This is a genomic window from Ruegeria sp. YKSF131 (genome assembly GCF_059612645.1).
Window position 1 is genome coordinate 13,665 of sequence record NZ_JBXWQZ010000045.1, and the last position, 25,641, is coordinate 39,305.

31 protein-coding genes and 1 pseudogene are annotated in these 25,641 nt (G+C 55.1%); 18 read left to right on the forward strand and 14 right to left on the reverse strand.

The genetic code is table 11. The annotated features are described in order from the left end of the window. Positions 1-196 precede the first annotated feature (196 nt). Positions 197-631, forward strand: a complete 435-nt coding sequence (locus AC2FLZ_RS15335; RefSeq protein ID WP_170635075.1) for a c-type cytochrome — start codon at positions 197-199, stop codon at positions 629-631. Positions 632-757: 126 nt separating this feature from the next. Then, positions 758-1,357, forward strand: coding sequence for a DUF6647 family protein (locus AC2FLZ_RS15340; protein WP_496814156.1), 600 nt, complete (start codon positions 758-760; stop codon positions 1,355-1,357). A gap of 174 nt (positions 1,358-1,531) precedes the next feature. Here the strand turns inward: AC2FLZ_RS15340 and AC2FLZ_RS15345 are convergent. The 5 genes and pseudogenes from AC2FLZ_RS15345 to AC2FLZ_RS15365 all read right to left on the reverse strand — a co-directional run. Continuing rightward, a pseudogene (locus AC2FLZ_RS15345) lies at positions 1,532-1,762 on the reverse strand (copper-transporting ATPase); the annotation flags it as partial. A gap of 212 nt (positions 1,763-1,974) precedes the next feature. Then, positions 1,975-3,408: a mercury(II) reductase gene (merA, locus tag AC2FLZ_RS15350; protein WP_170635077.1), complete on the reverse strand. Its 1,434-nt coding sequence runs from the start codon at positions 3,406-3,408 to the stop codon at positions 1,975-1,977. An 11-nt stretch (positions 3,409-3,419) separates the two neighbouring features. Next, positions 3,420-3,689 carry a mercury resistance system transport protein MerF gene (locus tag AC2FLZ_RS15355; protein ID WP_253283353.1) on the reverse strand — a complete coding sequence of 90 codons (270 nt, stop codon included), beginning with the start codon at positions 3,687-3,689 and terminating at the stop codon, positions 3,420-3,422. Between the two features lie 9 nt (positions 3,690-3,698). Continuing rightward, a complete protein-coding gene (locus AC2FLZ_RS15360) occupies positions 3,699-3,995 on the reverse strand; it encodes a heavy-metal-associated domain-containing protein (RefSeq protein WP_170635078.1) in 297 nt (98 codons plus the stop codon). A gap of 11 nt (positions 3,996-4,006) precedes the next feature. Further along, the gene (locus AC2FLZ_RS15365) at positions 4,007-4,411 is read right to left on the reverse strand and encodes a mercuric transporter MerT family protein (protein WP_170635079.1); all 405 of its coding nucleotides are present in this window, start codon (positions 4,409-4,411) and stop codon (positions 4,007-4,009) included. Positions 4,412-4,484: 73 nt separating this feature from the next. On the opposite strand from AC2FLZ_RS15365, the gene AC2FLZ_RS15370 reads away from it, so the two are divergent. From AC2FLZ_RS15370 to AC2FLZ_RS15395, 6 genes are all read left to right on the forward strand, one after another. Then, the gene (locus AC2FLZ_RS15370; protein WP_170635080.1) at positions 4,485-4,913 is read left to right on the forward strand and encodes a MerR family transcriptional regulator; all 429 of its coding nucleotides are present in this window, start codon (positions 4,485-4,487) and stop codon (positions 4,911-4,913) included. 1,032 nt (positions 4,914-5,945) lie between these two features. Further along, positions 5,946-6,818: a DUF932 domain-containing protein gene (locus AC2FLZ_RS15375; protein WP_480774392.1), complete on the forward strand. Its 873-nt coding sequence runs from the start codon at positions 5,946-5,948 to the stop codon at positions 6,816-6,818. A 57-nt stretch (positions 6,819-6,875) separates the two neighbouring features. Beyond that, complete coding sequence (locus tag AC2FLZ_RS15380; protein ID WP_480618264.1) at positions 6,876-7,433, forward strand: hypothetical protein; 558 nt, start codon at positions 6,876-6,878, stop codon at positions 7,431-7,433. Between the two features lie 62 nt (positions 7,434-7,495). Next, positions 7,496-7,783, forward strand: coding sequence for a hypothetical protein (locus AC2FLZ_RS15385; protein WP_170514446.1), 288 nt, complete (start codon positions 7,496-7,498; stop codon positions 7,781-7,783). A 41-nt stretch (positions 7,784-7,824) separates the two neighbouring features. After that, positions 7,825-8,073: a hypothetical protein gene (locus AC2FLZ_RS15390; protein ID WP_496816727.1), complete on the forward strand. Its 249-nt coding sequence runs from the start codon at positions 7,825-7,827 to the stop codon at positions 8,071-8,073. 241 nt (positions 8,074-8,314) lie between these two features. Beyond that, the gene (locus tag AC2FLZ_RS15395) at positions 8,315-8,455 is read left to right on the forward strand and encodes a hypothetical protein (protein ID WP_496816725.1); all 141 of its coding nucleotides are present in this window, start codon (positions 8,315-8,317) and stop codon (positions 8,453-8,455) included. A 27-nt stretch (positions 8,456-8,482) separates the two neighbouring features. On the opposite strand, the gene AC2FLZ_RS15400 is transcribed toward AC2FLZ_RS15395, so the two are convergent. Together AC2FLZ_RS15400 and AC2FLZ_RS15405 are read right to left on the reverse strand one after the other, a co-directional pair. Next, entirely contained in the window at positions 8,483-8,731 is a 249-nt protein-coding gene (locus AC2FLZ_RS15400) for a hypothetical protein (RefSeq protein ID WP_480618261.1), read from the reverse strand. 27 nt (positions 8,732-8,758) lie between these two features. Continuing rightward, complete coding sequence (locus AC2FLZ_RS15405; protein WP_496816723.1) at positions 8,759-9,166, reverse strand: hypothetical protein; 408 nt, start codon at positions 9,164-9,166, stop codon at positions 8,759-8,761. A 181-nt stretch (positions 9,167-9,347) separates the two neighbouring features. On the opposite strand from AC2FLZ_RS15405, the gene AC2FLZ_RS15410 reads away from it, so the two are divergent. The 5 genes from AC2FLZ_RS15410 (at position 9,348) to AC2FLZ_RS15430 (ending at position 13,176) form a co-directional block, all read left to right on the forward strand. Further along, positions 9,348-9,767, forward strand: coding sequence for a hypothetical protein (locus tag AC2FLZ_RS15410; RefSeq protein ID WP_496816722.1), 420 nt, complete (start codon positions 9,348-9,350; stop codon positions 9,765-9,767). Next, complete coding sequence (locus tag AC2FLZ_RS15415; RefSeq protein WP_496816721.1) at positions 9,764-11,617, forward strand: relaxase/mobilization nuclease domain-containing protein; 1,854 nt, start codon at positions 9,764-9,766, stop codon at positions 11,615-11,617. The genes AC2FLZ_RS15410 and AC2FLZ_RS15415 overlap by 4 nt, the downstream gene beginning before the upstream one ends. Before the next feature lie 87 nt (positions 11,618-11,704). After that, positions 11,705-12,658: a hypothetical protein gene (locus AC2FLZ_RS15420; RefSeq protein WP_496816720.1), complete on the forward strand. Its 954-nt coding sequence runs from the start codon at positions 11,705-11,707 to the stop codon at positions 12,656-12,658. Between the two features lie 18 nt (positions 12,659-12,676). Then, the gene (locus AC2FLZ_RS15425; protein ID WP_496816718.1) at positions 12,677-12,883 is read left to right on the forward strand and encodes a hypothetical protein; all 207 of its coding nucleotides are present in this window, start codon (positions 12,677-12,679) and stop codon (positions 12,881-12,883) included. Beyond that, positions 12,883-13,176 carry a hypothetical protein gene (locus AC2FLZ_RS15430; RefSeq protein ID WP_496816717.1) on the forward strand — a complete coding sequence of 98 codons (294 nt, stop codon included), beginning with the start codon at positions 12,883-12,885 and terminating at the stop codon, positions 13,174-13,176. Before AC2FLZ_RS15425 ends, AC2FLZ_RS15430 begins: the two co-directional genes overlap by 1 nt. 379 nt (positions 13,177-13,555) lie before the next feature. Here the strand turns inward: AC2FLZ_RS15430 and AC2FLZ_RS15435 are convergent, their stop codons facing one another. Then, positions 13,556-14,665, reverse strand: coding sequence for an HlyD family secretion protein (locus AC2FLZ_RS15435; protein WP_496816716.1), 1,110 nt, complete (start codon positions 14,663-14,665; stop codon positions 13,556-13,558). Positions 14,666-14,990: 325 nt separating this feature from the next. Here AC2FLZ_RS15435 and tnpA point away from each other — a divergent pair, with 325 nt between their 5' ends. After that, positions 14,991-15,407 carry an IS200/IS605 family transposase gene (tnpA, locus tag AC2FLZ_RS15440; protein WP_496882375.1) on the forward strand — a complete coding sequence of 139 codons (417 nt, stop codon included), beginning with the start codon at positions 14,991-14,993 and terminating at the stop codon, positions 15,405-15,407. A 206-nt stretch (positions 15,408-15,613) separates the two neighbouring features. Here tnpA and AC2FLZ_RS15445 read toward each other — a convergent pair whose 3' ends face one another. Genes AC2FLZ_RS15445 through AC2FLZ_RS15455 form a run of 3 tightly spaced genes read right to left on the reverse strand, consistent with a single transcriptional unit; the run spans position 15,614 to position 18,319 of the window. Further along, the gene (locus tag AC2FLZ_RS15445) at positions 15,614-16,594 is read right to left on the reverse strand and encodes a CobW family GTP-binding protein (RefSeq protein ID WP_170513653.1); all 981 of its coding nucleotides are present in this window, start codon (positions 16,592-16,594) and stop codon (positions 15,614-15,616) included. 14 nt (positions 16,595-16,608) lie between these two features. Beyond that, positions 16,609-18,075, reverse strand: coding sequence for a guanitoxin biosynthesis MBL fold metallo-hydrolase GntH (gene gntH, locus AC2FLZ_RS15450; RefSeq protein ID WP_480439619.1), 1,467 nt, complete (start codon positions 18,073-18,075; stop codon positions 16,609-16,611). A gap of 25 nt (positions 18,076-18,100) precedes the next feature. Beyond that, positions 18,101-18,319: a hypothetical protein gene (locus tag AC2FLZ_RS15455; RefSeq protein ID WP_170776424.1), complete on the reverse strand. Its 219-nt coding sequence runs from the start codon at positions 18,317-18,319 to the stop codon at positions 18,101-18,103. 99 nt (positions 18,320-18,418) lie between these two features. On the opposite strand from AC2FLZ_RS15455, the gene AC2FLZ_RS15460 reads away from it, so the two are divergent. Continuing rightward, complete coding sequence (locus AC2FLZ_RS15460) at positions 18,419-19,762, forward strand: tetratricopeptide repeat protein (RefSeq protein ID WP_496816714.1); 1,344 nt, start codon at positions 18,419-18,421, stop codon at positions 19,760-19,762. Positions 19,763-20,103: 341 nt separating this feature from the next. On the opposite strand, the gene AC2FLZ_RS15465 is transcribed toward AC2FLZ_RS15460, so the two are convergent. From AC2FLZ_RS15465 to AC2FLZ_RS15475, 3 genes are read right to left on the reverse strand one after another with little or no spacing between them, the layout of a single operon-like run. Beyond that, entirely contained in the window at positions 20,104-21,366 is a 1,263-nt protein-coding gene (locus AC2FLZ_RS15465; RefSeq protein ID WP_496816713.1) for a DUF2254 domain-containing protein, read from the reverse strand. 44 nt (positions 21,367-21,410) lie between these two features. Continuing rightward, positions 21,411-21,695 (reverse strand): sll1863 family stress response protein, encoded by a 285-nt coding sequence (locus AC2FLZ_RS15470; protein WP_353391507.1) that lies wholly within the window; start codon positions 21,693-21,695, stop codon positions 21,411-21,413. 50 nt (positions 21,696-21,745) lie between these two features. Next, positions 21,746-22,246 (reverse strand): Dps family protein, encoded by a 501-nt coding sequence (locus AC2FLZ_RS15475; RefSeq protein ID WP_496816712.1) that lies wholly within the window; start codon positions 22,244-22,246, stop codon positions 21,746-21,748. A 210-nt stretch (positions 22,247-22,456) separates the two neighbouring features. Between AC2FLZ_RS15475 and AC2FLZ_RS15480 the strand changes: the two genes are divergently transcribed. The 3 genes from AC2FLZ_RS15480 to AC2FLZ_RS15490 all read left to right on the forward strand — a co-directional run bounded on the left by AC2FLZ_RS15480 (position 22,457) and on the right by AC2FLZ_RS15490 (position 25,022). Beyond that, a complete protein-coding gene (locus tag AC2FLZ_RS15480) occupies positions 22,457-22,675 on the forward strand; it encodes a hypothetical protein (protein WP_152456637.1) in 219 nt (72 codons plus the stop codon). A 255-nt stretch (positions 22,676-22,930) separates the two neighbouring features. After that, complete coding sequence (locus AC2FLZ_RS15485) at positions 22,931-23,818, forward strand: tyrosine-type recombinase/integrase (protein WP_170601779.1); 888 nt, start codon at positions 22,931-22,933, stop codon at positions 23,816-23,818. A 10-nt stretch (positions 23,819-23,828) separates the two neighbouring features. Beyond that, positions 23,829-25,022: an IS91 family transposase gene (locus tag AC2FLZ_RS15490; RefSeq protein ID WP_480496667.1), complete on the forward strand. Its 1,194-nt coding sequence runs from the start codon at positions 23,829-23,831 to the stop codon at positions 25,020-25,022. Positions 25,023-25,641: the final 619 nt, after the last annotated feature.

Genomic DNA, 25,641 nt, shown 5'->3' on the forward strand with positions numbered 1-25,641 from the left:
CCGGGATTGGTGAACAGAGAACACCGATTTGAGGCCATAATCTGAGATTAGGAGAAACGGCATGTTCGGAAGATTAACCAGAAAAAGGTGCCTGTTCGCTCTGGTGCTGTTTGTGGTTCCACAAACACTTGGAGCGCAACAAGGGGGATCGTGTTGCAACGATAGGTGGGGCTCTGATTGGATGGGATCAGGGCACATGCACGATCCGGACAACTGGGACTGGAACGGAATGCGCCCAGGACAACGCCAACGTATGCAGCGGCATTGGACCTACATGAATGAGGGTGTTCCTTCGGCCTACCGAGGCGCTCGAAGCACAGTAACGGTCACACAAGACACGATTGAGACAGGGGCCGAGCTTTACATGGATAACTGTGCGAGCTGCCATGGCGCAAAAGGATTCGGCGACGGTGAGGCGGGCCGCAGCCTTGTGCCGTCTCCGGCATTGCTGAATCGCTTTGTGCGGATGCCGATGGCTGGCGACGAGTACCTGCTTTGGGCAATCTCCGAAGGAGGAAACCAATTTGGAACGGACATGCCACCATTCAAAGACGTACTGAGCGCAGATGAGATTTGGACGATTGTGGCTTACATGCGTGCAGGATTTCCCACGGTCGATGTCCAGAAGTAGATCGTCGCGGTCCCATTTGCGCTGACGTAAGGCACCCTTTGTTGGCGATCCCGGCCATACGGTTCAGGGAAACCATAGTCCTTACGTGCGGAGCCGAATACACCAAATGCCCAAGGGAGAGAACCAATGCACCTGTGCCGTTCACTCACCGCTCTGTTTGTCTTGCAAATGTTCCTCTTTTATGTGCCGTCACCAGCTACCGGCCAGTCCATTGAACAAAGAGAATTTGAGGTCCCAGGAACGGGTTATGTGATCCAGTTCAAAGATTTACTGGACGGCCAAGAAAGGCCATCCCCGCAGCTCGTTGATGCCTTGATGTGCTGGGTCAAATGCGTCACCGAATTGCCGGAACCCGGTAGAGCATCCAACTTTCGCTTCATTCAGCAAGCGGCAATGCCTAATCTGGCATTTGGTGATCAACCGGGCCTTAAACAAAATCCCGGACGCAATGTGCTCGACATCGAAGCGCTCTATGATCGCAAGAACGGGACAATTGTACTTCCCGAAACTTGGCGTCCATCTCCGCTGAGCTTGTCAAGGTTCGTGCATGAACTGGTTCATCACTTTCAGGCGGAAGCCAACCTCACGTATGCTTGCCCTGCCGCTGCGGAGGCCTTGGCATATGATGCCCAAGAGAGGTGGTTGGGGCTATTCGGTAAAACGCTTGAGGAGAGCTTTGAAATCGACCAGCTTACTCTATTTGTACTAACGAACTGCGGGTTTTGAAGCGAGCGCATCAAGCACGTCTTGTCTTCCACGGTGGCGCAGTGTACAGGCGACGACGTACCGGAGTATCCTGTGATCGACGCACTGACAGAGATGGCGTAAGGGGCTTTTCAGCAAAAATCCGAGTTCAATCGCTTGCTCTGTTTGCCGCCATCGCTGCGGAGCAGCTTCGTTCTAGAGTTGCACGCCCCGAAGTCTGAGCGCATTGCCAATCACCGAGACGGACGACAGGCTCATCGCCGCAGCCGCAAACATTGGCGAGATCAGCAATCCGAAAAATGGGTAGAGAATGCCTGCCGCTATCGGCACACCGGCCGTGTTGTAGATCATCGCGAAAAACAGGTTCTGGCGAATGTTGCGCATCGTGGCCAGTGACAGGCGCCGCGCCCGGACGATACCACCCAACCGCAACTCTGACAATTCTTGTGGCGTTGGTGGCCGAGCACATTGGACAAAACTCTCAAGAATTAACCTGTGAACAGATCGTGTCTCTTTCGACAGATCGAACCACCGGTCACGCATCCGTTCTTCTGTCAAGAGGGATCGCAGCGCGTCATCCGCGACGGGGTCAGCCACGTCTGACCAGTCCAGGTAGGGGCTGCGGTCAAAAAGATTCATTATCCGGCGCAGCAAGACAGCTTTGCCACGTCCTTCTCAAATGTCTGCGCTGCCAGTTTCAGCCCTTCTACAGTCGTGAGGTAGGGAAAGATCATGTCGCCCAAGTCATCGTAGGTCATGCCCATTTTCAGAGCCATCGCAGCGGTCTGGATCGTATCTGATCCCTCTGGTGCGATAATATGGGCCCCAAGCAGCTTTTTACTTTGCTTATCTGCCACCAGCTTGATGAGACCACGGGTGTCACGAGCCGCGAGTGCGCGCGGGACATGTTCAAGACCTAACACAGATGTTACGACTTCATGGCCATCTGCAGTGGCCTGCGCCTCGGTTACTCCGACACTGGCGATCTGGGGATCAGAAAAGACCACGGAGGGCATGACGCTATTGTCATAGTTAAGCGAGTTGCCGTTCATGGCGTTCTTTGCTGCCAGCTTCGCCCCATAGGCCGCCATGTAGACGAACTGATCATTACCAGTCACGTCGCCAGCAGCATATACGCCTTCGCGGGAACTGTTCATCGCAGGATCAACCACAACGCCACCTCGCGCATCCGTGGCGATCCCGGCAACATCAAGCGCCAGTGATCTGGTGTTTGGAACACGCCCCGTCGCCAGCATTAGCCTTTCTGCATCAACAGTCAGGGGCTGACCGTTTCGAGTGGCGTGTAGACGTACCCCCGTCTCGGTGGTTTCAAACCGATCATAGGACAGCCCATCGAGAACCGAGATACCTTCATCTGCAAAGGCTTCCGTAAGTGCAGCGCTGATTTCGGGCTCAGCTTCGGGCAGCAGCCCGCGACGGGTCACAATCGTGACTGTCGCACCCGCCCGCGCAAAGAACTGCGCAATCTCGACGCCTATATAACCCCCGCCCATAACCATTAGCGACGCAGGCCGCTGATCGAGTTGCAAGGCGGACGTGCTGTCCAGCCAATCAAGATCAGCCAAACCAGGAATGTCAGGGACATGTTGGGATGATCCGGTCGCAATGATGACCTTTGTGGGTTTCAGGTTACGTTCACCGACCTGAATCGAACCGTCTTCCTGAAAGACGGCCTGACCTTCGATATAGGTCACGGCCTCGTAGCTTGGCAGCACATCGACGTATTTCGCGGCTCGCAGATCATCAACCAGCGTTTGTTTCTGTGCAATCATCGCTTTCCAGTCGGTGACTTGGCCAGCGGCTTCGATACCATCAAAACGACTGGCCGCCTTTGCAGTGTGCAGCGTTTCTACGGCGCGGATCATGGTCTTGGAAGGCACACAGCCGACGTTCACACATGTGCCGCCAATCGCGCCATATCCAACCAAGGCGACACGCGCGCCTTCATCCGCTGCCGTAATAGCGGCGGAGAAACCGGCAGAACCCGCGCCGATCACAACTAGGTCAAAGGTGTCAGTTTCAATATTGGGAGATGTGCAGCAATCTGACATGGAGCAGCCTTTCAGGAATTGGTGTTTGGTGCGCGGCGGATCAGCGCGTAGATCGTAATGAGGACAAACACCGCCAGAGCAGGCATGAGAACATAATCGAGATAGCCGACACCAACTCCAACAGCGATCAACAGGATGGTGAGAATATCAAGGCCGGTTGCTGTACCGATAGCCCCGCTCAACATAGATGCAAGGACAGCGGCGTGTCCGCCGCAGCAGATCACGACCACCGGGGCCGCAACTATAAATGCAAGGATGCCACCTGCCGATCCGTCTTTCATTGGAGGCGATCAGGAACCGGATGGTACAGCGACAAGATCAGCTTCATATCCGGCTGCAGCTGATGCGAGAGCAATATCCTCAGCACTCACAACGGTGTCATCAAAGACGACCTCGGCTGTCAGCGTGTCAGCATCCGCCGTTACTTGCGTGACGCCTTCTACGCTTCCCATCGCTGATTCAACGATAAAGGGACAGCTCGGACAATGCATGCCGGGAACCGAGAATGTCACGGTTTGCTCTCCCGCAAAAACGGAAGAAGCGGCCAATAGGCCGATGAGGGCTAAGACGGGAGTGTGGAGTTTCATTATGGTTCCTTTCACAGACCAAGAAGAATGGGTGCAACGACGGGCGCAATCCAGTTCCAAAACAACGCAATCAAGATGAGAACCGTCGAGACCCAAAGCGCGAATTTGACCAACCGATTTGGAAGTGGCCGCGCACAGGCTTCTCCATCCGCGCAGGCCTTGGGTTTGCGATAAACCATCCAGAAGCCATAGCCGAGGAATCCAAGTGTAAGCGCAATAAAGATCGGCTTATAAGGTTCAAGTGCTGTCAGATTGCCGATCCATGCACCGGAAATGCCAAGGCTGAAAAAGATCAATGGAACAACGCAGCAGGTTGATGCTGCGAGAGCACCAAGGACACCACCGGCCGCAATCATGCGGGCTTTTTTAGTTTTGGGGCCGACCTGTTTGAGATCGACATCAATTACGTCATTCATTCAAGAACCCGCTTTTCAAGTTTCGAGATGCAAGATACGATCTGTAGCAACTACAGAAGCAAGGGGGTTTTCGATGGCTGAGTTCACGAATGCGCGAGGCTATCCAATCGGTGCAATGTCGAAGCACACGGGCGTAAACATCGAGACGATCAGATACTACGAACGAATTGGGATCATGCCAAAACCCGACAGAACAGCGGGCGGCAACCGGCAATATAATCACGACCAGCTCAAGCGCCTATCCTTCATCAAGCGTTCGCGTGAGATCGGGTTTAGCATTGAAGAAATCCGAGCGTTGCTGGAAATGGTGGATCGACGCGACTTCACCTGCGGTGAGGTTCACAGCATGACGGTCAATCACCTTGCGTCGGTCACAGAGAAAATACTGTCCCTGCATCGGTTGGAAGATGCGCTGGAAGCGATGGCGGCAGAATGCAGTCGTGGCGATGTGCCAGACTGTCCGATACTGGATACCTTGTTTGAAGTATCCGAAACCGGATGAATTCACCGAAGCGGGCATTGAACGAACGACGGTTTAGTCCGCGTCTTTCGTGTCCAACCACCATGCAGCGAAAGCGCGGTTTGGATCAGGTCTTCGAAGCCAGCTGGGAAAGGCCGTTTCCGCGACTTGGACTGCGACGCAGCAAAAAACCCGCCGCACGTGCAAAGTGATGCTGCGCCAGCGAAGGCAAAAAACCCAAGGTCGGTTTTGTCCGCTGTGCGTAGATCTCTGATCTGTTTTCGAATGTCGGCAGTGGTCTGGGCAAATCCCGAGCCTTCAGCTCGTGACCGGGCTCTATCCGGACGCCGGCTGCACCGGCCCCCGGACGGAACCAAAACGATACATTCTCCCTGCGGCCCGTGTGCGCCGAAACCTGTCTCGTCCCGAGCCAGCTTGTCAGCGCGGCCGCAAGTCGATGTACCGCCCTGTTTCCGCCCCAAGGGGTAACGATCCCTTTTGCTGGGTCTGTCGACGGGAAACACTATGCTGCCAAAAAGAACCTCAAGCGCAGTTGTCAGAAATTCGCCTTCTGATTTCATTGAGTAAATAGTGACGCCAAAGGTAGATCTTTGAGGGGCCTGCCAGCAAGAGGTCTGGGAGATCCGCGCGAGGCGCGCGGCTCGCATTGATTATTGGACAGGGCAGGGGATCGACGCGCTAAAGCGCGCTCACCCCGGCCCTGGCATTGTCCAATAGTGGGTCTGCTGTGACCGGCAGGCCGGTCCCATCATCCCGATCCGCCCGCATCCTGCGTCGGGCCGGTCAAGGGGCAAGCGCCGCGCGGTGCGCGTCGTCTCCATGTCAAAAAAACCGGTTCCTCCCACGCGCAAGCGCGCGGTTCCCTCCCATTTTTTCGCCACTCCGACCCCGTGACAGTCCCGCCCCAGGCCACAGGCAGGGCTTCGCCCTCCTGTTCTGCCAGCCGATAGATGCGGGCCATCTATCAGCTAACAGATCAGAAGGTCGCGCCCATTAGCGGATAGCCGGGAAACATCGGCAACCGCATCGCCACGAAAGAAAGGAAGTTTTTCTATGGGTTACAATCGTTATATGAGCGGAATGTCCTGCGGTGGTCTGGTCACAGGGGAAGCCTTGACCGACGATCAACTGCGCGCCGCCGTGCCTTCGATCTTCGCAACCGAAGCCCACGAAAGCCGGTCTGACCGCTTTGTTGTGGTGCCGACAATCGACGTTCTGACCGGACTGCGCAAGGAAGGGTTTGACCCATTCTTTGCTCAGCAGGCCAACACCCGCATTGAAGGCAAAGCCGAGTTCACCAAGCACATGCTGCGCCTGCGTCACCGCTCGATCACCAATGCCGAAGGCGAAGCCTTTGAAATCATCTTGGTCAACGCCAACGATGGAACCAGCAGCTATCAGATGGTGCCGGGGTTCTTTCGGTTCGTCTGCGCCAACGGCTTGATGGTTGGTGATAGCTTTAACGAGGTGAAGGTGCGCCATTCTGGTGACGCCATTCATGAGGTTATCGAAGGCGCTTACACTGTATTGGAAGATGCGCCCCATGTGGCCGAGCAGGTTGAAACCTTCAAAGGTATCTCTCTGGACGACGCCGAGCGCAAAGTGTTCGCAGAAGTGGTGCATGAACTGCGCTTTCCCGAGGCTCACAAAGAAGATGGAAAGCCCGCGCCGGTTCAGGCTGACGCCCTGTTGAGAACCCGCCGCAATGCCGACCGCCTGACCGATCTGTGGACCGTTGGCAATGTTCTGCAGGAGAACGTCATCAAGGGCGGGCTGCATGGTCGTGTCAAAGATGCCAATGGCCGCACACGCCGACAGCGCACCCGTGGCGTCAAGGGCATCGACCAGAACAAAGCCCTGAACCGGGCCGTCTGGTCTCTCACTGAAAAGATGGCAGAGCTGAAGGGCGTAAGCCTCGCCGCCTGAAGAACAGCGCGCGGCTCGATCCGGGCCGCGCATCCCCCCTGACTCGGAGCAGAGACCATGCAAGCAAACATCATCAACACAGTCGCCCACGAGCGTTTCAACAATTTGCCGGTAGGTGACACGCTGGAAAAATATGAGTGGTTCACCATAGCGCCGGTACGTCACGACGAAAGCGAACAGGCAACAGTTCAATGTGAAGCTGGATGGGCCGAGTTCTGGACGATCTACGGCTGGCATAAAGACGGGTCCGACGAGGACGCCTGTTTTGTGGCCGATGCGGTACACGACGAGTTTAACCCCCGTGACATTGTGCGGATCGCGCGCCAGATCGCCAACGAGACCGGCAAAGGGTTCATGGCTGGCGACATTCACTATGGGTACTATCCCCGCAACGGTGAGGGTCCGATTGCCGTCACAGATTTCAAAGAGATTGCCGAGGATCTGACACACGCAATCCATGAGGCCAACGAGGACGAGATTCCGGACGAGGATCAGCGCGTCGATGATTTTGACAATCACCCTCTGGCCGATCTGCGCGAGGCGTTTGTCGATTACTCTGACTATTCGGGTTCTGATCAACTCGACCCTTATCAGCCCGAGACCACCACCCACTGAAACCTTGCAAAGCCGGGAGGCCGCAAAAGCGGCCCCCGCCACTTGCCCGATGGAGAGCAGAAATGCAGCAGCTTGATTTGATACCGATGGCCCCAAGCGAGAAGGGAACACCAGGCGCAAACTGGTGGGCCGGTGCCTGGGAATGCCGAAACTTCGACGGGTTTTTTCAAACCCGTGAGCAGGGCCGGGGACCGTGGAAATTCGTGATCTACGGTTTTGGCGACGACGATGTTTCTGTCTACGGCGTGAACCCGTTTGGTGAGCTTGTCCACCAGAGCGTGCCCATCGACGGGCAGGATCGCATCACCATTCTTGGCCGCAAATATGGCCGGGACAACTGGCAGCACTAAGCCGGGCGAAGCCCGAAAACTGAAACGGAAAGGACCGTTCAATGTATGCCCATTGTTTCCGATCTGGACACATCGAGCTTTCCGAGCATCCCGACATCGAGGGCGGGATTTGTATTGGTGAAGGGACAGAGGACGAGCTGACCCGCAAACTGGATGGACGCGCCCGCATGTCATGGAATGACACGTGGTTGGTCCCCGGAGTGCCGGAGGCCGCAACCGGGGATGAGGCGCTAGACGCCACCATTCGGTTCAAGACTCGGATGGATGAACCGCTGCCAGAGGCAGGGTAGATGCGCCGCCAGTTCACCTTGCCGGGTCTCGATCAACCGCGCCGAACGCGGCGCGTTTTGATGCACGCGGCTGATGTGGGTCAAGCCCCCGGTTTGATGCCCGGTTGGCGAACCGCCAAGGGCGGGCACTTCAAATGCGGTCAGTGCGGTCATGACGCCGGATGGTGTTTTGACATGACCGATACCGAAATTCGGCGGGGCATTCCGTGCCCGGTCTGCAACCACCAAAAGGAGGATTCCGATGCTTGAGAAATGTGTTCATCACACCATCGACATTGCTGTTGCCGGTGCCCTTTTGGTGGCGACGGTTTCAGCGTTTTGCTGGCACGCGGAACAGCGCGCCACTATCGAGGTTTGGAAGCTGATCGTGCTGCCCGACTGACCGTCGCGCGAGACTGACCCCGCCCTTTCAGCGCGTCCTGTTCTTCCTATCATCGACCATCCGGGCGAGGTCCGGATAGCCCGCGCCGCATCGGTTGTGCAGGGCCAACCCGTCCTTTTCTCGGTCGCATGTTTTGGCGATGATCTTGAGCGCCGAGGGCAGCGGCGTGTCAGCACCGACCAGCTCAATGAACCGCTTTTTCGGGTACTGCCCGTACCGCCCACAGGTCTTGCAGTTGATCCGGACCAGCTCAAACGGATAATCCCAAGCCCTCACAGCGTACAACCCCCGGTAGTGCGATTTTCACGCGGTCTGAAAATCTTCAACCCTTCTATTCTCAGCATCTATCCAACGGGTCCGTTCAGAGCCAGCGTAAAGGCTGGCCGCTCGGTCCCCGTTCGCGCCACCCAACGCGAAGCCGCGCGACTGCCACCGTGCCAAGATCCCGACCGAGACACCCTGACCGGACGAACGACAGCCGGTCAACTCGTCGGGTCGCGCGGCTGAAGCCCAGCCGATTTGTTGGCGCTCTGACCTGACCGGCAGAGCCAATGCCAACTCGTCGGCACCCGCCGCCAGAGCGTCGGGAAGTTGAGCGCGCCCAGGCGCGCGGAAAATGCAGATTGCATTTAACGTGCCGGAAAGTGACGGGCGCTGTTCGGGCAGCCCACGCTTTGCGTGATTGCCCTGCGCCAGTCCACCGGCACCCACGCCTGTTGGTTGGAAAAGGGACGGAACCCTTTTCCCGGCGTGGAAATAGCCTCCAAGAGCAAAGTTGCTCCGATCATGATTGGAGAAAATACGGATTTCTCAAATCACATCGGTTTACTCTTGGAGATTATGACAGGATAAGGTGATTGCGTTACAAATTGCTCTGAGCTAATTTTGAGCCATGAGTAAAACCGCCGATACTGAGAACTTTTCCGTCCGTATGCCCGTCGATGCCAAGGCGCGACTGGACAGAGCCGTGAAATCCCTCGGAGCCAAAAGCCGGAACCAGGTCATTCAGCGCCTCGTCTATCGTCTGATCGGGTATCTCGATCCTGACCCCGCTGTTGTGGATCTCTGGCAGACGCACTTGCGGCAGGTTCAGGGTGGATACACCAACCTCAATCAACTGGCGAAATCGGCCAAGCGCGGCACGGTGATCTGGACGGATGACGACCGGCGCGATGTCGAAAATCTCCATCGTGCGATCATCCAGCACCGGCAAGACCTGAAAGCGCTGATCACAGCGGCCCGCCGAAATCGAGAACCGGAGGCCGCCATTCGCCGGATCTTGCGCGACGATGATTGGACATCTGAAGTATGAATGTCGCGGCTCGCAATCTGACAGCAGGGGATTTCCTGGAGCTTGCCTTCCGGGAAGCGCAGAAGGGTATCGATCGATCCAAGCAGATCAGCCTGCAGCTGCAGACCGCCAAGCGCATGAAGTTCATGATCTCGCGGGCCTCATCCATCAAGGCGCGGCTGGGTGCTGTGGTCGGAAAGCCCGAGGCGGTTGTGAAACACGTCCGCAAAGGTGGGGTGAACAACGCCCATGAGCTGCGCCGCCAGATCAGTTACCTGACCGTCCGGGCAGAGGGTGTCTTGGACATCCGGGACAATGGCGTGACCCCGCTTGATGCGGATCAGGTCAGGGATTTGATCGAGACCTGGGCGGAGGATTTCAACGGGAAAACCAACTACGGTTACACCCGTCACATGATCGTTTCTTTTCCCGAAGGCACCTATCCGGACGCCGCGCATGAGGCGGGCTTGGAGTTCGCGGACCGTCTGTTTGGAAGCAGAGATTTTGGCGACACCTGGGACTACCTGACAGTGTTCCACAACGACACCGATAACCCCCATGTCCACATCGTTGTGAACAACCGAGGCGTCGAGCATGGGCAGTGGCTCGCTATGGGCATGAGCAGCGAGATGAACATCGACGTTCAGCGCGCCATCCAGGTTGAGGTTGCCGAAGGATACGGCATTGAGCTGACCGCGACGACCCGCCTTGAGCGCGGTTTGCGGCAGGAAGTGGAGACAGACACGTGGAAAGTTCAGGCCGGTATGTCGGTTGTTGAAAGCACCCCGGAAGTCGAAGTTACGGCCCGTGACAGGGCTGCGGATGTGATGACTTTATCCATCGCAAGAATGTCCGATCTGTTTGATGAGCGCGCCAACGCCATCAGCGAAAGGATCGAAGAGTTTGCCATCAAGCTCATTGAAGGAGAAGAACCTATGGTATCGAGAATGGAACATCTACTGGATCAGGCCCATCATTTTGATGATTACGGTGAGCCGGGAGGCCCCGAATACAAGTCGCCTGAGCTGATGCACGAGCTGCGTCAGCACATCGCATTAGGCGGCGATGAGGAAACAATCAGCCCCGATCTGAAGGCCCGTGTAATCCAGCATATTGACGATCACCAGCATATCGCGGAGAGCGGTGGAACCCTCTCGGCGATGGCTGATATTGTCGATCATAAAGTCTATCAATCCTCCGAAGACTACTCGCCGCCAGCAGTTCGCTATGACGCCTACATGCGCGATACGCTGGGCGAGGATGCCAGTGACAATTGGTCGAAGAAGTCCGCCGACATCCTGCAGTCCATCGAGAAAATGGAAGGACTGGCGCGCGAGGTTGAAGATCCCCATCTGCGCGTCTCAATGGATATTCAGATAGGTGAGCTGAAAGGCGACGTTGCGAATATGCGGCCCAACGATCCTGACCTGCAAGCCTTCATCATGGAGGACAGGCGTTATTCAACGCTGATGGACACCGCTGAGATGGATACCTTGGATTATCCGCAAGCCGAGCAATGGGTCGAGATCCGCAAGGAAGTCACTGACACGGCCAGCAGCTACGGCCTAGACGGCGAGGCGTTTGTTGCCCGTTTTGGCAACCATCACAACGTCACATTGGGAACGACTATGGAATGGCGTAGCGACGATATTTCGACCGCAGCGGCCCACTTTCAGGCTCAAGGTTTGCCGGACAGCCAGGACCGCGCCGAGGCTGTTGTCGATGAGCTGCACCAAATAGCCTCTACCAAGATCATCGCAATCTCTGAGGAACTTTCGGACGTTCACGCCCATGCAACGCACCCGCTCTTGCAAGGGCGCGGCGACGATACCGGTCATAGCTTGGAGGACGATGACGAACACAGCTTATAAGGATTACACCCGGTCTGCCTGATGAGCGCGCCAACGCCATCTGCAGGACCATCACAGAGTTATCCATCAACTCGTAAAGGAAAAACTATGGTTTCGCGTACAGACTATCTTTTGAACGAAGTCGAACACTTCGCACCCTATTCCAAACTTGATCAATCCGCCCCGCGTGAAGATCGTGTTTCTGAGCAGATTGACATCATCACGAAAGAGCAACGGAGTCTGGGGTATGACAATGCCGCCATTGGTGGGCGACTGGCTGACATCGAGGAGCAGGCTAACCGCCGTGTTGACGAACACACCGCCCAAGCTGATCTGGTCGAAGAACTGAAGATCGAACTGGAAGCCGCCGAGAGGTCAGGGGAACCAGTTAATCAGGGCGACATGCAGGCTTTGGTTTCCCGTCATATGACCGACGCTCAGGAATATGACCTGTATCACCCCTACTATTCGTCGCTCGCGGATCTAAGTGGTGACAAGGATTTTCAGGGTTCAGATGACTACCAGTCGCCCGGTGATCGCTACGTTCAGTATATGCAATCAGCTTTGGGGCAGGCAGGTTTCGAGAACTACGAACAACAGACCAAAGACATCGTGAAGTCTATCGAGAACATGGAGGCTCTTGCCCGAGAGGTCGAAGATCCGCACTTGCGCGCCAAAATGGACGTCCAGATCGGAGAGCTGAAGGGCGATGTTGCTGAACTGCGCCCATACGACACCGACCTGCAGGCGCACACTGTTGCTGATGACATTGTGGCGACCGCCAACAGCTTCGGTCTCGACGGAAACAAGTTCCTGGCCCGCTACAACGATCATGACAGCGTTTCAGTCGGCACAACGGCGACTTGGAAAGACGCGGACATTTCCACCGCTGCCGCCCATTTCAACAGCCAAGGCGTTCCGGACAGCTACGAGCGCGCCGAGGCCGTTGTTGGTGAGCTGCATCAAGTTTCATCCAGCAAGATTGCCGCCGTGGTACATGAGATTGCCCATACCCGCGAACAGGCCACCCACGTCCATGAAGATGACGGTCACAGCCTTTAACCACGGAGGACATGATAGATGATCGTTCGCATTCTGATCTTGCTCGCCGCCGTCGCAGGGACTTGGTACGCGACGAAAGCACATACAGAAAAGCGCCTCACTACTCAGTGGCGGCTTGCCGTGGTGAAATGCGTTGCCGGGAATGCTGAGATTGCTGGATTGGAACAATGTGTCGTCCAGGCCGTCCGTCCATCGTCTGTTGCTTCTGTTGCAGGAGGCGAATGATGTTGGCTACAAATCAAAACCATTGTGCAGTGCCTTCAACTGCACAGATTGCGTCGATGATGGGGCATAACAACCCGCCCCCCGAAAAGGTCATCAAGCCGTCGCCCGATAGTGTTTTCGGGCTTCGGGCTGCATGGCTCCGGTTCGCGGAAAAGCGGGAGATAATCCGTCTTGCTAAGCTGCACGTCCGGATCGAGCGGAAAGAGCAAGCTCTGAAGGATCTGCGAGCCGAGCGCACCAAGATCATGAGCAGGTGTATACGTCGAATGCGCCGGGCCTCTGGCAAGAACTGAGTGCCACGCATCGCAAATGAAAAAGCCGCCCCAGGGCGGCTTTTCTTTGTTGGCCCAACTGGGGGTCGATTCAGGCTGAGTGCAGAACAGGGCGGTAAGGATTTTATTCCGGATTGGCAGTATAGTGATCCTTCGCTGCACATCGCACGAACTCACCAGACGCGGACAGACCCGCCTTTTGCTCGGGCAGCTACTGCTTGTGCAGAAAACCCTCGCCTTTGCAGCGAAAAAATTGCGGCGGCGCAGCGGATTTTCCCAAAGCGGCCGCTCAACCGTGCCGAACCTGGCTGAATCTGAACCGCCCTTTCGCTGCGTGCGGATTCGACAATCGAGACGCGGACATTTCTGCCATTCGTTGCAGCATGACACCTATTACCAGTCACAAATAATTCAGCTGTTTAGATACCCAGAATAGGATTTCGGCAAGAACCCCAATTGCACCTGCTTTTTCAGTCACTACCAACGCTGTTCCAGATGTACCAAATGGTAGAGCTTCGAAATCGGAACTGTCAGATAATTCGATCAGTACCGGGTAGCTTGAAATACCGGTTAGCTCTCGTATTGAAGGAAGGCCTGAACGCAGATCCAGTGTCCCTTCGGCGGAGCCGACCGGCAAAGCAACAATGGTGCCAGAGAGCTCCGTGCCCGGCCGCGTACGCAGCGCCAACCTGATTTCGTCTCCGATATTCACATTTTGACGACTGGATTGCGGGAGGGAGGCTACAATGGCGAAATCCAATGGATCAATGAAGGTTATCGCACCTTGAAAAGTGGTGGCGCGGTTTCCAGGTCGTAGCGTAACAGCAGAAACGACACCATTTCCTGGTGAATGAACCTCTGTCTCTTCAAGACTCCATTTGGCTTGTTCCAACGCCATTTCAGCTTCGACAATTGCGGCGTCTCGACCATCTATAGTAGCAGCAATTCGACGCTCTAGTCCCTTCTTGCGCGCTTGAGCTGCTCGGATACTAGCGGCTAGTTGATCAATCGTTGCCACGGCTTCTTGAAGTTGAAAAGTTGTCGATGCGCCTCGTTCTTCTAACTGAAGGATATCATCGCGCCTCTTCTGTCCGAAGAGAAGCTGGACATTCAAAGACTCGATTTCTGCCTCGGCTGCGGCGAGGTCAGTCACCAATTGGTCTGCAGAAGACTTCGCCGTTTCTAGAGAAGCCTCAAGGCGTGATACTTCAGAGGCAAATACGTCAGGGTCAATTTTGAAGAGTAGATCGCCTTTGCTAACCGATTGATTGGCCTCAACAGCTACCTCGACAACTGTTCCCGATACGTTAGGTGTAATGTTTGTCTCAATCCCTTGAACTGAAACTGGACCAGTGGGTGTCGTGTGATTAAGAGCTCCTATTACTACAAGAGCAATCGCTGCTGCGCCAGCGTAGATAACCGTTTTCCAAAACCGGTTCCACGGGAGCCATTTAAGCTTGGAAAACACCAACCAAATCAAGCCGAAGTAAAGACATAAGACGATGAGCATCAATTAACCTCCGAAACAGCGCAAGTTCCCTATCGCACTTACAAACGCCAAAAAACTCGAACTATAAGGCATGGATGTCTCGAAACATATCGCCGTTCTCCCGATGCCAACAGCCTTCCAGGAAACCGCCTCGTTCAGGCAATTCTGAAAGTTCTCGTCCAGCTCAGTCCACTTATTCTAGGAAATAGTTTTAGTATCCACGCATTGGAGCAAACCCTCCGACTTCCAGTCGGACTGCTTCAGCGCGAAGAATCGTGCTATGACCTTACCCTCTGGAAAATGAGCCGCAGCCGGTCGGAAGGCTCATTTTCCAGAGGGTAAGGTCATGCAGTATGACACTGGCAAGCACTGCGTTTTCTACCACCGCTACCACATCGTCTGGTCGACGAAATACCGCTACAAGGTGCTGACCGGCCGGGTGCGCCTGCGGGTGCGCGACATCATTCGGCAGGTCTGCCGCGAGAACGAGGTCGACATCCTGCGCGGGGTGCTGTCATCCGATCATGTCCACATGTTCGTATCGGTGCCGCCGAAGATCGCCATTTCCGATCTGGTGCGCAGGATGAAGGGCCGTTCGTCCCACAAGGTGCAAAGGGAATTTCCCGCGTTGCGCAGGCGCTATTGGGGCCGTCGGTTCTGGGGCAGGGGGTATTTCTCAACCACCAACGGCGCCATCACCGAGGACATTGTCCTGCAATACCTCGAAAATCACATCGCCGATCCTACCGACGCCAGTCGGTAGTGGTTCAGTGACCGCGATGAAAACAAGGTAGGTGCTTATTTTTGCTGCTAAATTGTGATTTTGCCGCTCCCTGAAGCTAAGCCTGTCCAAAAGATCCGGTGGCATAAGTTGGGGAACGGTCCACTTACTCATCGTCCCCCGCCGAACTGGATGAAATTATCCAACATGGTTGACTTATAGCCAAAATACTTGGTCGAAACTGGCTTTCAGACTGTCTCCATAAGCGTGTCCGAAAGCACATCCTCGGAGAGCGCCCCCGGTGCGCCTATTGCGACAAGCCTTGTTTCGGGTTTGCGGTCACCCCAAGCACCATCCCGTGCGATGTCCATACGTTTTCCAACCACCTGAACAAGAATGCGATGATCTGGATCCTCCTCGCTGAAAACAAAACCCTTGAGACGATAAACGTCACCCGGAAGCTTCCGAATTGCACTCCTGAGAGAGGATAGGCTTATCGGGCGTTCAGCTTTCATCATAGTTGTTGAGAAGCTGTCTGAGTGATCAGAGTGATGACAACCACAATCTGGTCCATGTTCATGGTGATCAGGTATTTCCGTTTCGAGTTGTTCGGCGGCAAAGCGACCAACAGAAAGAAGTATGTCGAGTGGGACGTCTGCGTTTACAGCTTCGACCAGGCGATATCGACGGAAGCGAGATCCGAGCCAATCGTGCACCCTTTGAACAGCCGCCCTGTCGACGAGGTCGACCTTGTTCAAAATAACCATGTCCGAAAACGCAATTTGACGGAGCTTTAGTTCCATTTGTTCTGGTGCAGCAAATAGTTGTTCCGCGTCGACAAGACACATGAGGCTGTCCAAGCGGATCATGTCCCGAAACTTTTGATCTGTAAATGTCATCGCGATTGACGATGGATCCGACACTCCACTTGCTTCAAGGACGATGTATTCCGGTTTCTCAGGTCGGGCGAGAACGGCTTCCACGGTTTCGATCAGATCATCACGGATCGAGCAGCACACGCAGCCGTTTGCCAGACTCATTACGTCATCTTCCAAGCCAACCACGAGATCAGCATCTACATTAATGGATCCAAAGTCATTCACCAGGACTGCCACTCGTAATCCGTGATTACCGGTGAGGATGCGGTTCAGAAGTGTTGTCTTACCGGCTCCTAGAAAGCCGGTAAGGATCGTTACGGGGATCGCAGAAGTCGAACCAAATTCAATCATTGTTCGATCTCCTATCAGTCTTCATCACGCGAGCCGATTACATCCGAAACTTTGATGGTAAAGTCCTGCGGCCAGTCCCCGCCGGGTGCTCGGAAAACGTCAGTTGGGTAGTATTCGCGTGGATCGATCTCCATATCACGGTACTTCTGGTCTTGCTGATCTGCTCGGGTGAGTCTTGGGTTCGGTAATGTGATTTCATCCGGAAGCTCAATACGCCCGGCCTCGGCCGCCGCAGCCAGTTCACGAAATGGTGGCACTGTACCGGATTTTCCGGGCAGTGCAGCTTTCCTGTACCAGATTGCATCCTTGGTCACGTTCACAACGGCTACATCGAGACCCCATTGGAACAGACCGTCATAGTGGGCGCGAATACCAGCCAGCATTTCAGCGTCGATGTCTTCATCCTGGGTATAGTGTGTCACCATTCCCAAACGCGGCCTTGTGTCAGCAAAGAGCTTACCCACGGCATAGTGGGAGGTGTGATGCGTATCGATAGTGTAGTTAAAGAGATCTTGTGGGATACCGTATTTGTAGGTCATCAACTGACCAATATCCTGCCCCGACATTTCGGTTACAAAGACATCAACGCCTTCGCCGTATTTTCGTGAAAGCTCATCTGGGCGACCATCGCCGGTCCAAACAAAGCTCAGACCATTCCAATCGAGCCGATAACCAACCGCACCGTCCTTGGCATGACTTCGCGGCCAAGACCGAACAGTCACACCGTCTTCGTCATAAACAATACCACCTTCCTGGCGGAAATCGAATTCATTGACTTCGATCTCGTAGCCGTCCCCAATCGGGAAAACATCAAAGGCCTCCAGATGCCATTTGAGCATCTGTTGCATGCCTTTGACCATTCCAGCTGTGCCAAGCTCGGGCGTTCGACCTGACGGCCCATGGATGCGTAGTGGCGTGTAGCCACCCGACCAGGCACGGAAGGGGTAAATATACGGAATGTCGGCATAGTGGTCGACATGCAGGTGAGAGATGAAGATGTCGTTGATCAGCTGCCCCGGCACTTGCATGGCAATGATATTGCGCACACAACCGGATCCAAAATCGAAGAAGAACCTTTTTCCGTTACCCAGCTCGACCATAATACAGGTGCCCGCTTGATCTTCGCGCGGCGGATATGGTGTTGAGCCACAGAATGAGATTCGCATCTCATCTGGCCCCAACTCCTCACTCAGTGGAAAATAGTTCGCGTTTGAACCAGTCATGTACTTCGTAGGACGGAAGTACTCCGGCAAAGATATGCCGCCTGCGGGTCGACCTCCATATGGGTTTTTGAGTGTTTCTCCTAGAGGGCCGTCTCCTTCGTGGGCCTCGGCGCTTCCTGCCGCAAACCCAGCTGCCCCTGTCGCAGCCGCTCCAGTAGCCAAGCCCTTTAGAACACTCCGCCGCGACGGGTCTTCAATTTGGTCTGACGCCTGAGCCTGTTTGTCGTCCTGGTCTTTTCTATTGTCTTCCTTGGTCATGGATTGGTCCTCAGTTAAAAGTATCTCACAGTTTGCGCTTCAATATCCGGCGAAGCTCGTTGATGAGTTCAGATTTGATGTGGGCCCATTCGGCGCGCTCTGAGGCCGTGATCGATGCGTCTTTCGAAAACGCAGATGCTTTCTTCAGGTCTTCGATGACCTCGCCGAGAAGCGCGTCCGTTTCGATGCGCCTAGACAAAACATCGGAAAGTTCTGGAATTTCTTCAATCAGGTCCACCGTCACTGGAAAAATCCCGACACCCACTATCTATTCTCAAATCAAGATGAGTGCGGTTGACCGCAAAGGCCAAGTGAGTCACCGTGAGTTGGGGGTGAGTTGACATTGAACAAATCCAACGAATTGCTAATAAATCAACATGTTGGACAGCCTTCTCCGGAGCTCATCCGGGAAGCTCTGAGTCGAATTGTATCAAGCGACGGGTTTCAAGCTTCACCCCGACTCACGCAATTTCTCACCTACATAGTCGAGGAATCTCTATCTGGTCGAAGCAATCAGATTAGAGGTAAAGCTATCGCTGTTGAGGTCTATGGACGGCGCATAGATGGTACTGGTGGTCAAAACCTGGTTCGCGTTGAGGCTAGGCGACTGCGTCGTCTTTTGCATCAGTTCTACGAGGATCACTGGGACGGCAATGGAGTTCGCATCTTTGTTGACTCCGGCGGATACAAGCCGCGGTTTTCATACGTACCTACAAATGAAGATCGCACATCGAGTGCGTGGGACAGCGATGAGCCTGATGAGCGTCGGCGTTCGCTGAAACTGCTGCCAGCCGGACTGGGTGTTCTTGCATTAGTCGCTGTGTTTGGAATCTGGACGAGCCAAGATAACAGGGAGGTTGTGCCAACAACTCGATCCATCGAAGAAGCAGAACGTGTGGCGCTTGGTGAACAATCATTGACAAGACTCCAGGCTGCCAACCTTGCGGACCAAGCCCGAGGCATGTTTTTTCCCGTTTTTGATGTCAAACGTCAGCAAATAGCACTGGGAATGTTCCAGCACGCGATGGAACTCGACCCGGCTCTGTCTGATGGCTACGCTGGATCAGCGCAGGTCCTGGCGATCCTAGCAGTGTTGTCGCCGGATGAAGCACAAAGGGAGGATCTCTTCAACCAAGCCTCAGAAATGTCTGGAATAGGGCTTGAATTGTCCCCCGTCGATGCATGGGCAAACGGCGCAAATGGTTGGGTGCTGGCTGTCAAAAACCAGCCAAACGAGGCATTGAAGTACGCAAGAATGTCCGTCGAACTGGCGCCGAATGATGGCCATATTCTCGACCTTGCAGGTATCACCGCCATCTTGGCTAACGCCCCGGAACTTGCTGCCGAGGTTAGCAACCCGGAGAGGCCCAAATCTGGCTCTGGTAGGTTTGGTGCGAGAAACATCTGGGGCGTTTCGCAACTTATGCTCGGGAACTACGAAAATGTTGTTGAAGTCTTCCAGGGCGCACCAGCTGCCGGAGCGCCAGTCAGTGCTCCTTCGCTCTTATTCCAAGCCGTTGCGTACGATCAGTTGGGAAATTCAGAAGAAGCACGACGGCTCGTCGCTGAAATGCACGGGACATGGCCTGAGTTTCCGTCCGAGTTTCTCGCCGATAGGATTTTCCACAACGACGTCAATACGCGAAATATGATACAAGAGACATTGAGTAGATATCCGCCCGGGTAATGTCCTGGTTAGCGCCTCCAACCAAAGTTACATTTTCTTGCGCAGTCGATTTTCAACGCGTCCCTAGTTCATGCCACGGAAATGTTATCTGTTTCCAAAGGGTGGGTCCGCTTTGGGCTAAGAACAGTCATCTGACATATTCAGAAGGACATTGACGCAGTTCTAACGGCTTAGTGCCTGCCATGCGGACAAAGTAGCCGTTTGGTTTCGCCACTCACTGACTACCTTTCGTTGAAATGTAACTAAGACCTTTTGAAGAGCACTTTTCCATAAGTTGGGGGATGGCCCACTCACAAACCACCCCCCAGCCGCACTGGACTGCAATTGTCCAGGACGGTTGACTAAAACCCTTCAATTGCGGTTTCGACCTGGCCACAAAACTTATCAATATCGCGCTCAAGCATATCGCTTTCTCGGGTCTCATCTCTGACCGCAGATAGTTCATCTACAACAGCCAGCAAATCTTCTTCTGGAGCTGCCTCTGCGATGCGCACCAAAGCGCGAATAAGGGCGGCCGTTACGAGGCCATTACCCCGGGCAGCGCGTCTTAGAGCTGGCATAGAGTCGTGAAACAGTGCCTCAGCCGTGATGGACGGGTAAACCACCCGTACGTTTCCGTCATCATCCCGATACACACCCGTGCAGAGCTTTGACGACCACGCTCGAGCCAGAGACGCCGACAGTCGGTCGATGCAGACTATTGCGGTAAACGTGTCGTTGACACCCGGTGACAACGCCCGAAGTGCGATTTCAACGAGAAGATGGACAGAAAAGCGGATATCGCCATTAGGATCTCGCGCGGAGATTAACGGAGCTGCCGCTTGCACCAGATCATTAAGACTTTCGTCACTATCACCATAAACCTTGGCCAAAGTGTCCGATGGAACCATAAAGTCTCCTGGCTGCACATCAAAAACGACGACTGCTCCGGCTTCCTTGGCCGCACTCACTAGACCTTCGGTATTGATCGAATTCACATATCCAGTGCCCGAAGCCAAGACTTGGCGCTTGTCTCCCTCCTCAGGGACTGCCTCTGAAGATGGAGTATCTGCGCTGTTTTCGATTGCGGTGCTGACTTGGCGATCCAAGGCCCCAGAAATCCGCGCCGCCTCCTGATCAATGGTTACGCGCGTCGATACTGTATGAACGAAGAGCAACAGCAAAAGAACTGAGATGATCGAATAGACTATTCCAATCGCAACGGCCAAATTTACGGATGTGTCATCGCGTATCAGCCACAAGATCAACAAGCTGTATAAAAACGTCGCTCCAAGTGAGCCAACTGCAATCTGATTTACCCTGTCTTCGCCAAAACGCTGCAAGAGCCTGGGCCCAATTGATCCGGCTGCTAAGGTGTAGACCAGCAAAACAATGGAATAGACCATGACCAACGCGGACATGGATGCTGCCGAGATTGCGCTTAGTACATCGCTCGCAGTACGATTAGAAACGCTCAGCCAATCGGAAGCGGACCAACCCCAACTCGCGAGCGCTTGCTCCGTCTTGAAGACAATCCCAGCCACCAAAAGCCCTGAAAGACTAATGGCGGCAGGGATAGTTAGGAACCCACGAAAGTACCTCACTAATTCTCTAGGTGTTTGCATTCCTGTCTCCATTTACGACACGAGCTTTGTTCACAAACACAGCTCTACGAGAACCGGTCGGCCGCTTTTTTCAAAGCACTCTGCATATCGCCCCATGCAGCCTCGTAGCCCTTTTTGACATCTTCCCAGGCCTCGTCGCTAGTCGACTTCAAATCATTCAGTTGAGCCTCTGCGTCAGATCTTGCCTTGTAGAGCTTGCTGAGCTGCTCCTCGAGCTCGAGTTTGGCGTCCGCTTCGGCCACCTTCAGCTTGGCTTCGAGAACATCAATCTGGGCATTCCAACTATCCAGTTGCAGCTGTGCCTTTTTCTCGTACCCAACACGTGTCATCGTTTTTCCTTTCTTCGCAAACCTTGGTTCAAATCGAGGGGAGCCGCCAATTAGGCCGCAACAATTGCCTTGAGCATCCAGACAGCTTCCTCATGCTTCGCCATCCTGGCGTTCATCAGATCCTCTGTAGCTCCATCGCCATAACGGGCTGCGGTCGCGGTAGTCTCACGCAGGTTCCGAGCAATCGCTTCGTTGTCTGCGACCAATTGTTTGATCATGCCCTCTGCATCTTTAACCGTCTCTTCTTCGGTCAGCTTGGCTTGGCTAACCATGTCCGTGAACGAGATCGGTGCCACCTGACCCAACGCACGCACACGCTCGGCCAATTCATCCGCAGCTTCGAACAGGTCGCGATACTGACGCTCTGTTAGTTCATGGATCGGCAGGAATAGCGGGCCCACGACGTTCCAATGTGTGCCTTGTGTTTTCACCATCAGGACCATGGTATCGGCCAGTACTTCCGTCACCGCGTTGGCGATCCAGGCGTTCTTGTCGATGCCTGTGTCGTTGGTTTCTTCCTGAACTTCAGACTTTAAGACTTGCTGTATCATTTTCACTCCGTTTCGTTGCTTGCGGAGTAAACCTAAGAGCGATTCATAAAATTTCAAATAAAATCATATACTTAATTTAGGTATCCGACACATCATGGGGCGCTTCATGATCCTGGGTATCCGGCACAACATGCCAAGATTGATGTAGACACACAGGCCCATTGCCATACATGCTTGGAGTAACTGACGTAAGCTACTGAGGTCATGCCAGTGTCTGATCAAAATCGACCGCCAAAGCGCACGGAAAAACTGCAACTGATGCTCGACCTCGAAGAGCTTAAAGCCATTGATGATTGGCGGTTCGAGAACAGACTGCCATCCAGAGCGGCCGCCATTAGAGAACTCATCCGCCGCGGTCTGATTTCCAATGAGTTTGAGGAACCACCTACTGATGCGCCTTCCGGTGAGTTTCGTGTTGTGGACGAGTGAAAAGACTATTCGCAGAACATCCCAGCGAAGTCCCAGTAAGGTTCGCTGTATCGCGCGCTCGGTTTTTTTGGATACCGCATAATGCTCGATCTTCTTTCAAAGAAACTGTGTCCGCTTCGGGCTCGAGGACGAAGCCGCTCGCGCGGCAATGGCGCTTGTGGCTGATGTTTCGCATTTTTCCTGACGTCGCGCATTTTGTGAACTGACGAACCTGTCTGACGATTGAGGCTTTCTCAGTCGACACAGGAGGTTTCAATGACAGAGGAGAGAACAACCCCGCTTCGGGAGCGGATGATCGAAGATATGCGCATTCGGGGTCTGGGGCACCAATCTCAGCGGGCGCACATCCGGGCGGTGAAGGATTTCGCCGGGTTTCTGGGGCGGTCCCCCGATACGGCGACAACGGAAGAGCTTCGCGCATACCAACTTCACATGACGGATGCCGGGGTTACGCCCTCGGTCTACAACTCGCGCATTACCGCCCTGCGCTTCTTTTTCTCGATGACCTGTGGTCGCGAGGAGATGAAGCGATACATGCAGTTCCGCACGCAGCCGCGCAAACTGCCCGCGGTGCTCAGCGCCGAGGAAGTTTCCGAGCTTCTGGCGGTGGCACCCGGGCCCGGGCTCAAGTACCGCGCCGCGCTCAGCATTTCCTACGGTGCAGGTTTGAGAGCTTCCGAGGTTTGCAATCTCACGACTGGCGATATCGATAGCGACCGGATGCTCATCCATGTCGTGCAGGGCAAGGGGCGGAAGGACCGCAAGGTCATGCTGTCGCCCGATCTGCTCAGTCTTCTGCGGGACTACTGGTGCGAGGCCCGGCCCGAAGGATGGCTGTTTCCCGGCAAGCCGAAGATCAACCCGATCTCGCCCCGTCAATTGAACCGGGCATTCACATCCGCCAAGCGCATGGCCGGGATCAACAAACCCGCGACGCTACATACCCTCAGGCACAGTTTTGCAACCCATCTGCTGGAAGCGGGGACGGATGTGCGGGTCATTCAGGTGCTCCTGGGCCATGCCAAGCTGACAACCACCGCCCAGTACACCAAAGTCGCCACCAAGATGATCCGGGACACCACCAGCCCGTTTGAAGCGCTCAAACAACTGAACCTTCAGACCCGGAAGAAGCGACCGGGGTAAGGCGCGAGCCTTGCCCCGCGCGAGGCTGGAGATCGCTGACATATTCCGCAGATACGGCCCCGCGTGGCGGCAGGCCAATGCAGGGCATATCAGCCTGAGCCAGCTCAAGGTGATGTCGGCCATTGAGGCTTGTCGAACAGAGGCGCTCGGCGGGCATGTGGCCGCTTGCACCAAATGCTGCCATCAGCACATCGCGTATAACAGTTGCAAGAACCGGCACTGTCCCAAGTGTCAGGGACCAGCCGCGCGCGATTGGATGGCCGCGCGGGCCGAGGACCTGCTGCCGGTCGAGTATTTCCACGTCGTCTTCACTCTGCCAGCCGAGATTGCGCGGATCGCCCTCTGGAACAAACGGGTGGTCTATAGCCTGCTATTCAGGGCATCGGCGGAAACGGTGATGACCATCGCCGCTGATCCCAAGCGTCTTGGCGCCCGCATTGGCATGACCAGTGTGCTGCACACATGGGGATCAGCGCTCACGCACCACCCCCACATCCACATGATCGTGCCCGGTGGTGGGCTGTCGCCCGAAGGCCACCGATGGGTCGCGTGCAAGCCGGGTTTCTTCCTGCACGTGCGGGTTCTGTCACGGCTGTTCCGCCGCCTGTTTGTCGAAGGGCTGATGGCGCTGCATAGGACCGGTCAGCTTGCCTTATTCGGAGATCTGGCTCGATTGGTGGACGCTGATGCCTTTTCCAAATGGCTGTCCCCGTTCCGAAAGTGCGAATGGGTGGTCTATGCCAAACCGCCCTTCGGCGGACCCGAAGCGGTACTGGCCTATCTCAGCCGATACACGCACCGTGTCGCGATCTCGAACAACCGCCTTGTTAGTGCCAGTGCCGACACCGTGTCGTTCCGATGGAAGGACTACCGCATCAAACGGGGTGACCGCATGAAGGTCATGCGGCTCGACACAAACGAGTTCATCCGCCGGTTCCTGATGCATGTCCTGCCAGACGGTTTCCATCGCATCCGTCATTACGGGCTGCTCGCCAGCGGCACCCGCAAGCGCAATATCGCGAAGATCCGCACATTGCTCGGTGCGGAACCGACCAGGCAGGACGATGCACCCACGACCGAGATCGTACCGCTCACCCTGCGCGAGCCATGCCCGGATTGCGGCGGGCCGATGCGCATCATCGAGACATTCCGGCGCGGCGAGGTTCCGCGATCTCGCGCCCCGCCGAGAAGGCGGGCTGCATGACAGAACGCCTGTTCATCCAACCCATCCCAAACCGGTTGGCTCCGCCACACCGATCCGACCGCCTTGTGCTCGGCGCTCCGATAGGTCGAACACACCGTGCAATTCCGCTGTCACAAGAAGCAAGTACATCCAGAAGGAAATGCCCCGGTGCGGAAACCGCCGGCTTTGCCCTCTATCGGCAGGAACCAATTGCGGCCTCGCCTCCAACCGAAAACGCGCTTTCCCCATAGGTCGCGCCAAGACCCCGCGGCTTCCTCCCTGAGAGATTTTCCAACGCGGGCCACGGTCGGCCCCAGTCCAAACCTTGCACTCTGGCCCGCATCAGAAAATCTTCATCGATGCAGTCGTTCTCTGCTGTTTGCATAATTGGCTGGTCGCAGCCCGCAGCGGACGTTTACAAGGAGACTTTGCTGTTTCGTAGTACGCAACTAATCCGTCGTTTGTCGAATCTCTTGAGACGAAATCGCAAATGCGTGTTAGCTCCAGACTATGGCAAATACATCTGCTAAAGATCGACCGTCCATCCCCCACGCAGTTGCGGTAATAGGCGTCCTTATTGCTTCGATCTGTTTCGGATTGGTTCCCTACTTCAGCCGCAGTCTAACCGAGCAGGGTGTAG

What these genes read in the sequence shown, in the direction of transcription:
- merA (WP_170635077.1), bottom strand. Translation starts at nt 3,408, where the DNA reads ATGTCAGATTGCTGCACATCTCCCAATATTGAAACTGACACCTTTGAC.
- AC2FLZ_RS15395 (WP_496816725.1), top strand. Translation starts at nt 8,315, where the DNA reads ATGCTTGAGAAATGTGTTCATCACACCATCGACATTGCTGTTGCCGGT.
- AC2FLZ_RS15360 (WP_170635078.1), bottom strand. Translation starts at nt 3,995, where the DNA reads ATGAAACTCCACACTCCCGTCTTAGCCCTCATCGGCCTATTGGCCGCT.
- AC2FLZ_RS15425 (WP_496816718.1), top strand. Translation starts at nt 12,677, where the DNA reads ATGATCGTTCGCATTCTGATCTTGCTCGCCGCCGTCGCAGGGACTTGG.
- AC2FLZ_RS15420 (WP_496816720.1), top strand. Translation starts at nt 11,705, where the DNA reads ATGGTTTCGCGTACAGACTATCTTTTGAACGAAGTCGAACACTTCGCA.
- AC2FLZ_RS15485 (WP_170601779.1), top strand. Translation starts at nt 22,931, where the DNA reads ATGACAGAGGAGAGAACAACCCCGCTTCGGGAGCGGATGATCGAAGAT.
- AC2FLZ_RS15390 (WP_496816727.1), top strand. Translation starts at nt 7,825, where the DNA reads ATGTATGCCCATTGTTTCCGATCTGGACACATCGAGCTTTCCGAGCAT.
- AC2FLZ_RS15335 (WP_170635075.1), top strand. Translation starts at nt 197, where the DNA reads ATGCACGATCCGGACAACTGGGACTGGAACGGAATGCGCCCAGGACAA.
- AC2FLZ_RS15470 (WP_353391507.1), bottom strand. Translation starts at nt 21,695, where the DNA reads ATGACACGTGTTGGGTACGAGAAAAAGGCACAGCTGCAACTGGATAGT.
- AC2FLZ_RS15355 (WP_253283353.1), bottom strand. Translation starts at nt 3,689, where the DNA reads ATGAAAGACGGATCGGCAGGTGGCATCCTTGCATTTATAGTTGCGGCC.
- AC2FLZ_RS15380 (WP_480618264.1), top strand. Translation starts at nt 6,876, where the DNA reads ATGCAAGCAAACATCATCAACACAGTCGCCCACGAGCGTTTCAACAAT.
- AC2FLZ_RS15410 (WP_496816722.1), top strand. Translation starts at nt 9,348, where the DNA reads ATGAGTAAAACCGCCGATACTGAGAACTTTTCCGTCCGTATGCCCGTC.
- AC2FLZ_RS15465 (WP_496816713.1), bottom strand. Translation starts at nt 21,366, where the DNA reads ATGCAAACACCTAGAGAATTAGTGAGGTACTTTCGTGGGTTCCTAACT.
- AC2FLZ_RS15340 (WP_496814156.1), top strand. Translation starts at nt 758, where the DNA reads ATGCACCTGTGCCGTTCACTCACCGCTCTGTTTGTCTTGCAAATGTTC.
- AC2FLZ_RS15445 (WP_170513653.1), bottom strand. Translation starts at nt 16,594, where the DNA reads ATGATTGAATTTGGTTCGACTTCTGCGATCCCCGTAACGATCCTTACC.
- tnpA (WP_496882375.1), top strand. Translation starts at nt 14,991, where the DNA reads ATGCAGTATGACACTGGCAAGCACTGCGTTTTCTACCACCGCTACCAC.
- AC2FLZ_RS15375 (WP_480774392.1), top strand. Translation starts at nt 5,946, where the DNA reads ATGGGTTACAATCGTTATATGAGCGGAATGTCCTGCGGTGGTCTGGTC.
- AC2FLZ_RS15430 (WP_496816717.1), top strand. Translation starts at nt 12,883, where the DNA reads ATGTTGGCTACAAATCAAAACCATTGTGCAGTGCCTTCAACTGCACAG.
- AC2FLZ_RS15435 (WP_496816716.1), bottom strand. Translation starts at nt 14,665, where the DNA reads ATGCTCATCGTCTTATGTCTTTACTTCGGCTTGATTTGGTTGGTGTTT.
- AC2FLZ_RS15370 (WP_170635080.1), top strand. Translation starts at nt 4,485, where the DNA reads ATGGCTGAGTTCACGAATGCGCGAGGCTATCCAATCGGTGCAATGTCG.
- gntH (WP_480439619.1), bottom strand. Translation starts at nt 18,075, where the DNA reads ATGACCAAGGAAGACAATAGAAAAGACCAGGACGACAAACAGGCTCAG.
- AC2FLZ_RS15475 (WP_496816712.1), bottom strand. Translation starts at nt 22,246, where the DNA reads ATGATACAGCAAGTCTTAAAGTCTGAAGTTCAGGAAGAAACCAACGAC.
- AC2FLZ_RS15365 (WP_170635079.1), bottom strand. Translation starts at nt 4,411, where the DNA reads ATGAATGACGTAATTGATGTCGATCTCAAACAGGTCGGCCCCAAAACT.
- AC2FLZ_RS15415 (WP_496816721.1), top strand. Translation starts at nt 9,764, where the DNA reads ATGAATGTCGCGGCTCGCAATCTGACAGCAGGGGATTTCCTGGAGCTT.
- AC2FLZ_RS15385 (WP_170514446.1), top strand. Translation starts at nt 7,496, where the DNA reads ATGCAGCAGCTTGATTTGATACCGATGGCCCCAAGCGAGAAGGGAACA.